The following is a 14,555-nucleotide window of genomic DNA, read 5'->3' on the forward strand; positions in this document are numbered from 1 at the left end:
AATGTGAATTCTGGTATCCATAAGATACAAACAACTAATCACTGCTTATGATACAACAAATTCATAAGTAGTGATTTTTAACTTCATTATATATTATTGCATAATAAGGTGGTGAAAATGATTAGTATGAAAATATTAGATATTAATAACTTATCCGTAAGATATGGGAAACAAGAACCTACTGTAAAGAATATAAATATGTCAGTTAACAGTAAAGAAATAATTGGAATAGTAGGTGAAAGTGGAAGTGGAAAATCAACACTTATACGTGCTGTACTAGGTCTTTTACCTAAAGGGACTTCTATTTGTTCCGGAGATATAGTTTTTAAAGATAAAAATCTGCTTAAATACTCTAAGAAAGAATGGCAAGAACTGCGTGGAAACAGAATGGCAATGATATTTCAAAATGCAGGAGGGGCATTAACTCCTATTAGAAAGATTGGTGACCAATTTATTGAAAGCATAAGAAGTCATTTTAATATGTCAAAAGGAGATGCATATACTGAAGCTGTCCAGATGCTTGAAAAGCTGAGATTACCTGATGCAAAGCGCATAATGAATTCCTATCCTTTTGAATTGAGCGGAGGCATGAAGCAAAGAGTTGGTATAGCCATGGCAATGACTATGGAACCAGAAATATTATTAGCTGATGAGCCAACTAGTGCCCTTGATGCAACAGTACAAGCACAGGTAGTTAGACAGATGATGGAGCTTAGAAATAATTTCAATACAAGCATAATAATAGTCACTCACAATATAGGAGTAGCAGCCTATATGTGTGACAAAATAGGAGTTATGCAGCAAGGGGAATTAGTTGAGTGGGGAAGTAAAGAACAGGTGATAAATAACCCTAAGTGTGAATACACCAAAAAGCTGTTAGCAGCAATACCTGAATTGGAGGGACGTAATCTTGCTTCAAGAGAAAGTGCCGATATTGAAGATAAAGAATGTAACAAAGCAGTTTAATATACAAGATGGTAAAAAGTTAACTGCACTTGATAATGTAAGTTTAGAACTATACTCTGGAGAATGTTTGGGAATAGTTGGAGAAAGCGGCTGTGGTAAAAGTACTTTAGCAAATATAATTGCCAATTTGGAAACTTTGACCTCAGGAAGTATTATTTACAAAAATGAAGATATTTCTAATTTAAGTGGGGAAAAGCTTAGACAAAACCGAAGAAAATTACAGATGATATTTCAAGATCCATCTGAATACTTTAATCCACGTATGAAGATTGGAGAACTTGTTAGGGAACCTCTTTTAAACTTTAGGCTCATGAATAGATCAGAAGCTAGCTTAGAGACAAAAAAACTCTTACAAATGGTTGGGGTAAACGAAGAGTTTATCAGTAGATATCCTCATCAATTAAGTGGAGGGCAGAAGCAAAGAGTTGCAATAGCAAGAGCTCTATCTTTATCACCTGAAATTGTAATATGTGATGAAGCTACTTCTGCTCTGGATGTTTCTATACAGGAACAGATACTTAAACTTCTTATTGATTTACAAAAAGAAAAGGGATTATCCTATATTTTTATTGGTCATGACTTAGCAGTAGCTAGAAATATCAGTCACAGAATTGTAGTAATGTATCTTGGACGAATTGTTGAAGTGATAGAGAGTGATAAGCTTATGGAAGCAGCAGTTCATCCATATACAAAGGCATTGCTAGCATCGATATTCTCTGTTAAAGGGAGTAGCAATACTGAAATAGAAATAATAGACGGTGATCCACCAAGCTCTTCTGATATACAGCCAGGCTGCGGTTTTAATTCTAGATGTAAAAAATGTATAGATAAATGTTTTAAGGAAAAACCTGAGTTAAAAGAAATAGGAAAAAATCATCTAGTGGCTTGTTATTTATCCGATGACTACCCGCTCTAATACTCCCATCTTCTTCAAAGTGTGAGTAAAGAGCGGCTACGTCACTGAATTCGTTCAACTAAAAATCAGGTGGGGTTTGAAACGCCATCTGATTCAAGTTTTCACTTCATACTAGCTAAGTATATACGTGCTAAAGGAGAATGGAGGTATTAATAGATGCAAACAGTAAAAGTAGGAAATATGTCCGCTAAAACTGGAGATAAAGTATCAGGATATGTACAAGTTAAGGGGACGGAGATAGAGATTCCAGTTACCATTATTTGTGGAGAGAAGGAAGGGGAAACAGTATTTATTTCTGGAGGAGTACATAATGCAGAATATGTAGGAATTCAGACAGGTATTGAAATAGCTAATGAGATTTCACCATCTCAATTGACGGGAAATCTTATTATATTACCCTTAATGAATCGGACAGGCTTTGAACATCGAACTATGAGTATGGTAAAAATCTAAACAGGGAGTTTCCTGGAAACCCACAAGGAACAGAAGCAGATAAAATCTGTCATACCGTTGTAACAGAATTCCAAAATAATGCAGACTATTATATTGATCTTCACTGTGGAGATAGATATGAAGAGCTAACACCTTATGTATATTGTGTAGGAGCAGCAGCGACAGAGGTTGTTGAAAAATCAAGAGCTATGGCTGAAGTGGCTTACGGAGAATATCCAAATCATTAATAGAGTGTCAATCTAAATATTTTTCTTTAACTTACGGAGAAATCATTTGTGTGATTTCTCCATTTATAGCATGTTTAAATAAAACGTATAAGTTGAATAGAGAAATGATTAAAGAAACCATAAAAGAATGGAAGTAGTTAGAATGAGTAATTTAAAAAAGAATATGAATTTAACGGAAGGCATTATATGGAAGAAGTTGTTGTTTTTTGCACTGCCGCTGCTGGCATCTAGTCTGATTCAACAATTATATAATACAGTTGATTTGATTTTTGTTGGGAATTATCTTGGCAAAGAAGCGGCGGCAGCAGTTGGAGCTAGTTCCTTGATCATTACTTGTTTGGTAGGATTTTTTACGGGGATGTCAGTAGGAGCAAGTGTTATCATTGCTAATATTTTTGGTTCAGGGAAAAAAGAAAAACTAAAAAATGCAATACATACAGCAATTGGATTGAGTTTTCTCGGAGGAATAGTACTTTTTATTATTGGGTATGTAGGTGCATCATATTTTTTAAAGTGGATGAATGTTCCACAAGAAATACTGAAACCGGCTGTTTCTTATATAAGAATTTATTTTTTAAGCCTCATTTCCGTTATTACCTATAACATGGGTTCTGGTATTATGCGTGCCATGGGTGATTCGAAAACACCAATGTATATACAACTTGCTGGTGGGATTATTCATGTATTAATGGATGCACTGTTTATAGTTATGTTTGAAAATGGTGTTAATGGGGTTGCATGGGCAACGCTTCTATCTCAGACTATCAGTGCTGTATTGATATTATATTATTTGACAAATTCAGAGAGAGAATATAGATTACAATTTAAAAAAATGCGAATACATAAAGAGATACTGTTGACTATTCTTAAGATTGGAATACCGTCTGGACTTCAAAGTATTGTAATAACATTGTCTAATGTTTTTGCACAATACCATATTAATAGCTTAGGAGTAGAAGCAATTGTTGCATTTACAGTATATTTTAAAGTGGAATTGCCTCTATATCTTCCAATTGTGGCTTTTGGACAAGCAATCACAACATTTTGCGGGCAGAATATGGGTGCAGGAAATGTTGAACGAGTAAAAAAAGGAGCTAAGGTATGTATACTTATGGGAATAGGTCTGACTATGGTGTCAAGTATGCTTTTACTTATTTATGGCCATCAAGTTTTTGGGATATTTAATCAGGATAGTGTGGTAATTGATTACGGTATGAGAATAATCTTCACGTCATTCCCGTTCTATTGGATTTATGTTATTTTGGAAGTATTGGGCGATACCATCAGAGGTGCAGGAAAAGCCATTCCTCCAATGGTAATTATATTATCTAATATATGTATACTTAGAGTTGTATTGCTCTTTATTATAATGTCTTCCTATCATAACGTTCGAGGAGTAGCAATTACATATCCCATAACCTGGGCTACAACAGCGTTATGTATGTTTGTTTATTATTTAAAGGGTAATTGGGCAAAGAAGATTAACTGTTAAGTTATTATAAACAATTGATAAGTGGTAATAATATATATATAATGAAATTATATATTGTATAATGTTAGGAGATGAGAAAATGGAACCTTTTAGAAATGTATTTATTACACCAAAACAATTTGAGGAAATTCAAAGCAAATATGATGGGGTTTGTGAATATCTAAATGGAGAGATATTATTCAGTTCCAGGACATCTCAAAGGCATAATAGAGTAGTAAGAAGAATCTTATCGAAGTTAGATGAATATTTTGATGGAAGTAAATGTGAACCTTTTTCAGAACAAATAGAGGTTATATTTAAAAATGAAAATGAACAGTATAATTTATTACCTGATATTTTTGTTATGTGTGAAGATGCCAAAACTTTAGGTGAAAGTTTTATTTCATCACCAGAGATAATATTTGAAGTGGTGTCTGAAAAATATTCAGATAATGATTATTTTATTAAAGCTCGTATATATCAAAAATTTAGTGTTTTAGAATATAATATAGTTGAACCCAGTGGTTCTATAACGCAATATAAGCTAGTTAATGGAAGCTATGGAACTCCAACAGTATTTTCCTCTAAAGATATCTATGTAAGTACAGTTTATGAGGATTTAAGAATTGAACTTGAAAAGATATTTAGATAACCTATGAGTCTATGATATTAGTGCTATAATATTTCTAAAATGAGAAAAAGTTTCAAATTGATACTAAAATTGTATCGATTTGAAACTTTTTTTCTAGTCTAGACTCTCTACATAATATGCAGGGCATTTGAAAAAGTTTTAGTAATAAGGCAGAAAAAGAGCTTATTTTGTTTAATTTTAGATATTCAAAATTTAATATATATGTTTGATATCAAAATTACTACTTTATATAAAGTAAATAACACTATATGTGATACTTTTTATTATTATGTTATGAAAGGAGATATATAATGGATTTACAAAATATGGTGAAAGATAACTGGAGTAAAGCCGCAGAAAAATATATCAATAATATACAAAAGGAGATTAATAGTTTCAAAAGAAATGCGCAGGAATCAGGAGTTAATCCGAATTTTCATGTTATGGATAGTCATAGTCTAGATTTTGAAGATGAAAGCTTTGATTTGATTATTAGTAGAAATGTAGATTGGAATCTAAAAGAACTTAAGAAAGTTTATAAAAATTGGTTTAATCTTTTGAAAAAAGATGGAAGAGTGGTTATTTTTGGTGAGGATTGCTTTTTAAAAGTATTAATAGAATGTGGATTTCAAAAAATAATTGTGAAAAAGGATATTTTAAACAGTATATATACAGATAAAAAAAGTAGTTTATAGGAGGAAGAATATGTTTAGCATTTGTGCTTATAAATCATACAATATTATCAAAATGAAATTAATTTAGAATGGTTTATCAATATGAAACTAATAATATTATTAAAATGATAAAATTTACAAATTTTAATACAAATATCAGAGGTTATAGCATTGGCATATAAATTGCTTGATAAGATAAATATAGTTTGAAATAAACTTTAGATCCTCAACCTTTAATCCTAAAATAAAAAGTACTTAAAAACAGCTATCCTATACTTAAGTACTTTTTATTTATATTTTTAGTTTCAAAATGATACGTAACTTATCATTTTGAAACTAAAAGTATATCATTTTGAGAAAGTATTAAGTGAAATTTGAATTGGATGGTGTTTCATAGGAGTTTTATCACGCTTGTAATATTGGCATATAAATTGCTATAAATAAAATTAGAATATTTATATTATTATAAAAAAACAACAAATCATAAAAAGTTTGCAATAGGAGGGAATTTAAATGGAGTTAAGGATTGAAAATTATTGGAACAATAGAGCCAATACCTATAGTGAAATGATAAATGAAGATATGAATAGTTTCAAAAAAGAAGTTTGGTCTAAAATTATAAATGATAAGGTGAAAGATAAAAATAGAGTAAAGGTATTAGATGTAGGCACTGGTCCTGGTTTTTTTGCAATTATTATGGCGCAAATGGGATACGAGGTAACTGCTATTGATTCCTCCTGTACTATGCTTGAAGAAGCTAGAGGAAATGCAGAATTAGCAGGAGTAAAGGTCAACTTTATAAAAACTGATGGAGAGGAACTGCAATTCCAAAAGAAAAGCTTTGATTTAATTATTAGCAGAAATGTGACCTGGACACTAAAAGAGCCTGAAAAAGCTTATAAGAATTGGTTTGAGCTTCTGAAAGAAGATGGAAGACTAGTTATCTTTGATGCTAATTGGTATTTAAGATTGGCAAACAGAGAATTTCAAGAAGAGTATGAAAAGAATATGGAATTAGCTCAAAGCATGGGATATGATTGTAAAATTAATAAAAGACAAAGTGAGGAATCTGAAATAATAGCAAAAAATCTTCCTATGACCTATAAATTACGCCCAGAATGGGACAAGGATCTGTTAAAAGAAAGTGGGTTTAAAAAAATAATAGTTGAAAAAGATATTTCAGGTTATATATACACAGAGGAAGAAAAAATAGCTTATAAAACAACACCTATGTTTAGCATATGTGCCTATAAATAGGATATAAGGAATCTTTAATTTGGTGTTTTCTTTAACATGACTAACAACAAAAGGGAAAACTTACATCATTACTGGATATATCCTTTGTGGACTATTTGGTTTTGTGGTTAAAAGAAAAAATATAAAGAGATGAGGGATATTTATGATTTACAATGAAAAAAATGAATACAAATATCATCATGGACATGATCATGTGAATGAAGTATTAATAGAATGTGATTGCAAATTAAATCTATGTAAAGATGAGGAAACTTTAAAAATTTTATTGGATCATTGGGTTGAACATAATGAGTCCCATGAAGAAGGATTTAAAGAGTGGGTTCAAAAAGCAAAATCAATGGGGAAATTAGAAACTGCAGAATTTATACTAAAAGCTATAGAATTTATGCAAGAGGCAGATGAAATGCTTAGAGATGCAAAGAAAAATATGTAGCATGATAAATAATGACCCACAAAATACCTATTTGTGGGTCATTTATATTAATGGAGGGATTATTTATGGGGAATAAATCAGTGAGGGAGATTGTATTATCAGGTCTATTTATCGGTTTGGGTCTTGTTTTGCCAATGGTTTTTCATGTATTTGGGGCAGGTTCAACATTTTTACCTATGCACATACCTGTTTTAATTGCAGGATTTGTAGTTAGTATGCCCTTTGCAATTGCAGTAGGTGCGATTACTCCAATTTTGAGTTCTATACTTACAGGTATGCCGCCGATGTTTCCAGTTTTACCATATATGATGTTTGAATTAGCTGTATATGGAGGTGTAACAAGTTTTCTTTATAGGAGATTAAATCTTAATGTGTATGTATCTCTTATTTGCAGTATGATTGCAGGCAGGATTATGGCTTCTATTGTTGTTTGGGTACTTGCTACTTTCTTTGTAACAAAGCTCCCTGGACCTATTGTCTTTATAACAGGGGCTATTGCGCAAGGTATTCCAGGTATAATCATACAAATTATATTTATTCCAGCTATTATTTTTTCATTAAACAAAAGTAGATTAATTCTGAGAGAAGGTAATTATTAATGGAACAAAAAGAATTTTTTAACTCTATGGCATATGAGTGGGATACATATTGTAAGCATGATACTGAAAAGATTAAGTTGATTTTAAAGTTGTTAGGTATTAAGGAAGGGTCAAAAGTACTTGATGTTGGTACTGGTACAGGAGTTTTAGTGCCCTATCTTTTCACTTATGTAGGTGTGAATGGTAAAGTTACAGCAATTGATGCTGCTGAAAAAATGATTGAAGTAGCACAAAGTAAATATAATTTTGACAATGTTTCATTTATATGTGGGGATGTTTTAAAGGAGGATTTACCAAAAGAGACTTTTGATTATACTATATGTTATTCTGTTTTTCCACATTTTCAAGACAAGCTAGAGATAATTGATACTATAAGTAAACTTTTAAAAAGTGGAGGTAAGTTGATCATATGCCATTCTCAAAGCAGGGATGCAATAAATAACATGCATAAGAAAGCTTCTGAAGTAGTAGCAGAAGACAATTTACCAGATATGGAAACTATAAAGAGTTACTTTCAACAGGTTGGGATAAGGACAACCCATCAAATTGATAATGATGAGATGTTTGTTATTATTGGAGAAAAATAAGTAAATAAAAATTTAAGGAGGAAATATTGTGAATAAAGAATTATGGGAAAAATGTGTGGAGTTTCACGGACATGAATGTCCAGGGTTAGCAATAGGTTTTAAGGCTAGCGAAGCAGCTAGAGAAAAGATGGGATTATCCTTTTCAAAGGATGAAGAAATTGTTTGTGTAACTGAAAACGATGCCTGTGGTGTTGATGCAGTACAGGTTATAACAGGCTGTTCTATGGGTAAAGGTAATTTAATATACAAAGATGCTGGCAAGATCGCTTTTTCGTTTTTTTATAGAAAAAATGGTGAAGCTTTAAGAATAGTTTTAAAATCATGGAATAGAACAGGTGATAAACAAAAGGATATGGAATATATGCTTGATACATCTTATGAGGAATTATTTGATTTTAAAAAACCAAACTTTACTGTGCCTGAGAATGCTAGATTGTTTAATGATATAACATGCGAAGCTTGTGGAGAAAGTACAGCAGAATGTAAGATTAGAATAATGGATGGCAAAAAGGTCTGTGGAGATTGTTTTAAGGAATATTCAAGGGGATTCTAATTATAGATATGGAGTATTTTTCAAAACAATGGAGCAATTCAAAAAAATATTACACTATGGAAGAAAAATTTTGGAATGAAAGAGCTGAAGAATTTAATAGAAAGGATATAGAGCAAAGAGAAAGTGAAAATTTTTTCTCTATATTAGATTTTATTGAAGTAGGACAAGATAGGAAGTTTGGAAATGTATTAGATATAGGATGCGGAACTGGATTTTATTCTATACAATTTTCTGAAATATCTGAGTATGTTATGGCTACAGATATTTCAGAAAATATGCTGCTTTATGCTGAAAATAATGCAAAAGTAAGAAATAAAAGTAACATAGTTTTTGTAAAAAACCTTGGTCAGAATTGAATTTAGATGAATTTAATTGCAAAGAAAAGTTTGATTTAGTGTTTGCTTCGATGACTCCAGCTATAGATAGTTACGAGGATCTTATCAAAATGATAGGTTGTGGGAAAAACTTGTATTTTTTAAGTGGCTTTGTAGAAAGAAGAGATACTTTAAAAGATCAGCTTTCGGAAATAATTTTAGATTCACATAGTAACAATCCTCATGGAAATAAAATATATAATGCTTTTAATATATTATGGAATATGGGTTACTATCCAAAGATAAGCTATAAACATTCAAATTGGGAGAGATGCAAGTCTGTAGATAAATTTTATGAAGAATTTTTGATTTACTTTGGAAGAATGAAAATTCTAGCTGAAGATGATAAAGTTGCTATTAAAAATTATTTGGAAAATAAGGCTGTAAATGGTATGGTAAAGGAAAAAATAACTTCTAAAGTTGCATGGCTTTGCTGGAAAAAATAGCGTGATATGAAGCAATACTTAAATCTAATGGGGTTGTTATAGCTAGATTTAAGTATTAGCTCAGTAGTTACTACATAAAACAAGTAAAGGAATTGATGAAAATTGAACTTAGAGATAAATCAAAGTTAAAAATGGAGAATTATATTCACAAATGCCATATAATTTTTATACTACCAATATTGAAACTGCCATAGCAGATGCTTATTATCTTGGAAAAGTTCTTTATCCTGAAAAATTCAAAGATGTTGAGCCAGAGAAAAAAGCTGATGAAATTTATAAAGCTTTTCTTGGAAAAGAGCGGTACTCAGAAATGGCAAAAAACTTTGGGGGATTTAAAAAGATAACACTGAAATAATTGTTAAATGAAAAAACAGCTATAGGATAATAAATGCTATCCTACAGCTGATTTTTAATTCCAATATATTTTTCTTACACAAAGCTCTTACGTAACAATTGTTTTGTTGTTTTCTTACATTCATAATTTGTTGAATTTAGTGTATAGACCATACTTTCGATTAATTCTGCAGGTATAGGCTTATTAAATAATACATGTAGATAAAAAGTAAAAAACATTATATGTAATATTTTTGAATGTTTTGACTGTTTGTGAAGTAAATGGTAAAATAATCTAGTAATTGGCATTATAAAAAATATATTTTTAACTTTAGAAAGGAATAATAATATGAAAAAGATAAGTACAAAAATCATAATGACCATTATAATTTGTTGTATCACATTATCTTCAATCTTGGGAGCTATTTCAATAATTGTAGGAAAAACACTTATTAATAAAGAAGCTATGGATAAACTATCATATATGTCTCAAAGTACAGGAGGAGATCTAAATAAAAAACTTGAGATTCCTCAAAATAAAGTGGAATATTTATCTTATGATGTAATAAACACTTTTGATATTCAACAGTTAAAATCAGATCCTCAATATATAGAAAGATATAAAGACTCATTAGCCTCAGATATAAAGAATTATTCAGAAGGCTCTAAATCTTATTCATCTATGTATTTCTTTTTTAATTCAGATTTAACTGGTGGAGTGGGTGATGTGTATCTTGCTGATACTAAAGGTACTGGTGATTTTGAAAGACAGTCAGAGCTAACAAAGGAAAAATATGATTCTAATAATAAAAGTATGCAGTGGTATTATGAAGCTATAAAACAAGAAAACGGCAAGTGGTCTATTCCCTATACTTCCTCCGTTATTAATTCGGATGTAATTACATATTCAAAACCTGTATTCAAGGATAATACGCTTATAGGGGTAGCTGCTGTAGATTTAAAGTTTAGTGATATTAAAAATTTGATAAATGGTATTAAAGTATACAGTACTGGATATGCTACACTATACAATGATAAATATGATTATTTAGTGCATCCTGACTTTACATATAAGGACAACTTAGCTACAGTTAAAGATGGGGTCTATAAAGATATTTATGAACAAATGAAAGCAAATCAAGCTGGTGTTATTAAGTATAAAAGCAAGAATGGACAAAACAAACTACTGGCTTACTCAAAACTTTCAAATGGTTGGGTTTTAACTGTTGCACCGCCTATAGATGAGGTGCTTAGTGCTATAAATAGGTTAACAATAGTAATTTCTACTATTATTATAATAGGAATAGTTTTATCCGTAATTGCAGCACTATATCTGGGTAAGAAAATTTCGGAACCAATTAAAGTAGCTACTGAGCTTATAAATACTATATCCAAAGGTGATCTCTCTTCAAGTCTAGATAAAAAGTCAGAAAAGTTTTCTAATCATAATGATGAACTCGGTATTATGATTAAGGCTTTGTTTGATTTAAAGATAAATCTAATTGATGTAGTTGATAATTTACGAGATAGTTCTAATAATATTTTTCAGTATTCCAAAAGTTTATCTACAAATACTAACGAAACACTAATATGCATTAATAATGTTTCTAATACTATATCAGAATTAGCAAGTGATGCAACAGAACATGCTGTATTTTCTCAGAATGGTTTGGAGAATATTAGGGATTTATCTAGGGATATCGAGATTGCACTACAAAGCTCTGATATGGTAAAAGAAACTTCTAATATTGCCAAGGAAATGAGCAGTAAAGGTTCTGAATCTCTGGATATTCTTACAGAAAAGTTTAAGATAAATAGCGATGTAATAAGTAAAATTTCTATCATTGTTGATAACCTAGATAATAAATCGGGCTCTATAGATAATATAGTACACACTATTAATAGTGTTGCGGAGCAGACAAACCTATTGGCACTTAACGCAGCCATTGAAGCAGCTCGAGCAGGTGAATATGGTAAAGGTTTTTCTGTAGTAGCTGAAGAAATACGTCATTTAGCAGAACAAAGTACAGATTATACAAAGGAAATAGCTATTATTATAAGTGAAATACAACAGGAAATAAGTCTTGCAAAGAATACTATGGATACTGGTATAGATGCTGTAAATCAAGCCAATACCGCGATAGTAGAAACAGAAAAATCTTTTAATCTAATTGAGAATTCTATTGAAAATAGCCTAAATCATATAGACAGTTTATCACGAAATCTTACAAATGTGGCTGCAAATAAAGAAAAGGCTATAGTATCTATTGAAAGAATATCTACTATATCAGAGGAATCAGCAGGTGCTGCTGAAGAGGTAGCTGCAGCAGTCAAAGAACAGACCGATGCAATGAATTCCATTTCAGGCACAGCCGAAAAACTTAATGAAGTAGCTGGTAGAATGGGTGAAACAGTTGGAATGTTTAAATTAGATTCTCTATCATAGCTTTACAAACATTAAATAAGTTATTAACCAAAATGAATCATGTGGCTTATGAAGTAAATAAATTTATAGGACTTGCCTTCAGGTAAGTCCTATTTTTCTAATGTAAAATCATTCTTCCTCAATTATATAAGGTATGGTGACTATAGCTATATTTCTTTCTTTTAACAACATTCCCTTTACAAATAGTGCAGTGTGATTGTGGAGAATGTTACACCACCACTTCTCAACTACAAATTGAGGTATTACAACAGTTACTATATCTTTATGATCTGCGGCATATTCTTCTGATTTTATGAAACTAACCAAAGGACCTACTAAATTTCTATAAGGTGATTTTTTAATTACTATAGGTATACCCACATTATATGCATTCCACTTTTTTAGCAGCTTTTCTGTAGCTTCGTCATCAACAGATACGTGGAAAACTATAATGTTGTCTGATATAGTTCTTGCATAGTTCAGCGCTTTTAAAAAAGACTTATTAAGGGTATCTATAGGTACAATAGCATACCTTTTTTGATTAGCAAAATCAATTTCCTTTGGTTTTATATTAATCTTTAGTTTTAGCTGGGTGGCAACTGAGATATAATGTTTTTTTATTCTAAGCATAATAATAACTAGAGAAGGTATTATTATGCCCACAATCCATGCACCGTGAAAGAATTTGGTTGCACCTATAATTATTACAGTTATAATAGTTACAATAGCACCTAAGCCATTTATAAAAGCCTTACGTTTCCAGGAAGGACCTTTTTCTCTTATCCATTTTATAAACATTCCACATTGTGATAAGGTAAAGGAAATAAATACACCAACGGCGTATAGAGGAAGCAAAAGGTGAGTTTCACTTTTAAATATTAAAACAAGTAAACAGGCAGCTGCTGATAATAATAATATTCCATTAGAAAAGCCTAATCTCTTTCCACGTTTAGTAAACTGTCTTGGGGCGAAGCCGTCTTTAGATATAAGTGCTAGCAATAGAGGATAACCTGCAAAAGCTGTATTAGCAGCCATTATTAAAATAATAGCTGTAGTTATTTGAATTATAAAGTACATAATATTTTGCCCAAAAATTTGTGAGGCAATTTGAGATATAACTGTTTCACTAGAATTTGGCACTGCATGATACAAAGTTGATACATAAGATAATCCGCCAAATATTAATAGGACAACAGTTGCAAGTAGTCCCAGTACTATTTTTGCATTTTTTTGAGAAGGTTCCCTAAAGTTAGGAATACCATTACTCACAGCTTCGATTCCTGTAAGAGCTGTACAACCAGATGCAAAAGCTTTCAAAAATAAAAATATTCCAATATCACCTGTGGCTTCTGGTATTTTATATATAGGATGAGGATTGTATCCAAGGACATAAATTTTTACTATTCCTGTAACTATCATAATTCCTACAGAAATTATAAATAAATAAGTTGGAATTCCAAATATTCTTGAAGATTCTCTAATACCTCTTAAATTGCCCAGGGTCATAAGGATTATAAGTGAAGCTGTAATCAATACTTTATATTTTAATAAAGAGGGTACTGCAGAGGTTATAGCTGCGGTACCTGCAGAAGTACTTACTGCAACAGTTAAAATATAATCAATAGATAGAGCTGCCCCAGCGGTGAGTCCAGGTATTACTCCGAGATTGTCCTTTGCAACTATATATGATCCACCGCCATTAGGATAACTATCTATGGTTTGTCTATAAGAAAAGAAAAGTAAAAACATCAAAAATACTATGCAAATAGCAGCATAAAACATATATTTATATGACATTAAACCTAGAATAGGAACAAGAACCCATAAAATTTCCTCACCAGCATAGGCAACAGATGATATTGCATCACTAGATAAGATAGGTAGACCCCAAAAAATGTTGAATTTCTCATTTTTTAAATCTTCGGTTTTTAGAGACTTACCAAAAAGTAACTTGCCTAATTTCAGAACCCTAAGTTTTAATTCCATAGAAATACACCTCGAAATAATAATTTCTTTTATCCGATGACTACCCTCTCTAATACTCCCTACGCACGGTGTGAAAGCGATTTGCACCAAATCAGAGATTTGGGTTCTCTGCTTTTCCCAAAGAGTACGTTGCGAGCGGGTACGTCCCTGGATTCGTTCAACTAAGAATCATATGGGGTTTCAAACTCCATATGATTCAAGTTTTCACTTCATGGTATAGAATG

17 protein-coding genes are annotated in these 14,555 nt (G+C 31.2%); 16 read left to right on the top strand and 1 reads right to left on the bottom strand.

Going from position 1 to position 14,555, the window contains the following annotated elements; genetic code table 11:
• Nucleotides 1-117: 117 nt before the first annotated feature.
• The 16 genes from CLMAG_RS08970 to CLMAG_RS09035 all read left to right on the top strand — a co-directional run bounded on the left by CLMAG_RS08970 (nucleotide 118) and on the right by CLMAG_RS09035 (nucleotide 12,366).
• Nucleotides 118-966, top strand: coding sequence for an ABC transporter ATP-binding protein (locus CLMAG_RS08970; protein ID WP_066621257.1), 849 nt, complete (start codon nucleotides 118-120; stop codon nucleotides 964-966).
• The gene (locus CLMAG_RS08975; protein WP_066621258.1) at nucleotides 911-1,882 is read left to right on the top strand and encodes an ABC transporter ATP-binding protein; all 972 of its coding nucleotides are present in this window, start codon (nucleotides 911-913) and stop codon (nucleotides 1,880-1,882) included. Before CLMAG_RS08970 ends, CLMAG_RS08975 begins: the two co-directional genes overlap by 56 nt.
• A gap of 156 nt (nucleotides 1,883-2,038) precedes the next feature.
• The gene (locus CLMAG_RS34245; protein ID WP_278330094.1) at nucleotides 2,039-2,335 is read left to right on the top strand and encodes a M14 family metallopeptidase; all 297 of its coding nucleotides are present in this window, start codon (nucleotides 2,039-2,041) and stop codon (nucleotides 2,333-2,335) included.
• Nucleotides 2,336-2,379: 44 nt separating this feature from the next.
• Entirely contained in the window at nucleotides 2,380-2,562 is a 183-nt protein-coding gene (locus tag CLMAG_RS34250) for a M14 family metallopeptidase (RefSeq protein WP_278330518.1), read from the top strand.
• Nucleotides 2,563-2,704: 142 nt separating this feature from the next.
• Nucleotides 2,705-4,054: an MATE family efflux transporter gene (locus CLMAG_RS08985; protein ID WP_066621260.1), complete on the top strand. Its 1,350-nt coding sequence runs from the start codon at nucleotides 2,705-2,707 to the stop codon at nucleotides 4,052-4,054.
• Nucleotides 4,055-4,133: 79 nt separating this feature from the next.
• Nucleotides 4,134-4,685, top strand: coding sequence for a Uma2 family endonuclease (locus tag CLMAG_RS08990; RefSeq protein WP_066621262.1), 552 nt, complete (start codon nucleotides 4,134-4,136; stop codon nucleotides 4,683-4,685).
• A gap of 290 nt (nucleotides 4,686-4,975) precedes the next feature.
• A complete protein-coding gene (locus CLMAG_RS08995) occupies nucleotides 4,976-5,359 on the top strand; it encodes a class I SAM-dependent methyltransferase (protein WP_066621264.1) in 384 nt (127 codons plus the stop codon).
• 492 nt (nucleotides 5,360-5,851) lie between these two features.
• Nucleotides 5,852-6,595, top strand: coding sequence for a class I SAM-dependent methyltransferase (locus CLMAG_RS09000; RefSeq protein ID WP_066621267.1), 744 nt, complete (start codon nucleotides 5,852-5,854; stop codon nucleotides 6,593-6,595).
• A gap of 142 nt (nucleotides 6,596-6,737) precedes the next feature.
• A complete protein-coding gene (locus CLMAG_RS09005; protein WP_066621270.1) occupies nucleotides 6,738-7,028 on the top strand; it encodes a DUF8180 domain-containing protein in 291 nt (96 codons plus the stop codon).
• Between the two features lie 65 nt (nucleotides 7,029-7,093).
• Entirely contained in the window at nucleotides 7,094-7,627 is a 534-nt protein-coding gene (locus CLMAG_RS09010; protein WP_066621273.1) for an ECF transporter S component, read from the top strand.
• Entirely contained in the window at nucleotides 7,627-8,214 is a 588-nt protein-coding gene (locus tag CLMAG_RS09015) for a class I SAM-dependent methyltransferase (protein ID WP_066621276.1), read from the top strand. The genes CLMAG_RS09010 and CLMAG_RS09015 overlap by 1 nt, the downstream gene beginning before the upstream one ends.
• A 28-nt stretch (nucleotides 8,215-8,242) precedes the next feature.
• A complete protein-coding gene (locus tag CLMAG_RS09020) occupies nucleotides 8,243-8,767 on the top strand; it encodes an FmdE family protein (protein ID WP_066621279.1) in 525 nt (174 codons plus the stop codon).
• Between the two features lie 56 nt (nucleotides 8,768-8,823).
• Nucleotides 8,824-9,123 (top strand): class I SAM-dependent methyltransferase, encoded by a 300-nt coding sequence (locus CLMAG_RS33585; protein WP_242872980.1) that lies wholly within the window; start codon nucleotides 8,824-8,826, stop codon nucleotides 9,121-9,123.
• Nucleotides 9,120-9,587: a hypothetical protein gene (locus CLMAG_RS33590; RefSeq protein WP_242872981.1), complete on the top strand. Its 468-nt coding sequence runs from the start codon at nucleotides 9,120-9,122 to the stop codon at nucleotides 9,585-9,587. The genes CLMAG_RS33585 and CLMAG_RS33590 overlap by 4 nt, the downstream gene beginning before the upstream one ends.
• Nucleotides 9,588-9,738: 151 nt before the next feature.
• On the top strand, nucleotides 9,739-9,942 hold the full coding sequence (locus CLMAG_RS09030) for a hypothetical protein (protein ID WP_066621282.1): 204 nt from the start codon (nucleotides 9,739-9,741) through the stop codon (nucleotides 9,940-9,942).
• A gap of 327 nt (nucleotides 9,943-10,269) precedes the next feature.
• On the top strand, nucleotides 10,270-12,366 hold the full coding sequence (locus CLMAG_RS09035) for a methyl-accepting chemotaxis protein (protein WP_066621284.1): 2,097 nt from the start codon (nucleotides 10,270-10,272) through the stop codon (nucleotides 12,364-12,366).
• 108 nt (nucleotides 12,367-12,474) lie between these two features.
• Here CLMAG_RS09035 and CLMAG_RS09040 read toward each other — a convergent pair whose 3' ends face one another.
• Nucleotides 12,475-14,331, bottom strand: a complete 1,857-nt coding sequence (locus CLMAG_RS09040; protein ID WP_066621287.1) for an APC family permease — start codon at nucleotides 14,329-14,331, stop codon at nucleotides 12,475-12,477.
• Nucleotides 14,332-14,555 lie beyond the last annotated feature (224 nt).

The sequence above is a fragment of the Clostridium magnum DSM 2767 genome (assembly GCF_001623875.1).
GTDB classification, from domain to species: Bacteria; Bacillota; Clostridia; order Clostridiales; family Clostridiaceae; genus Clostridium_AM; species Clostridium_AM magnum.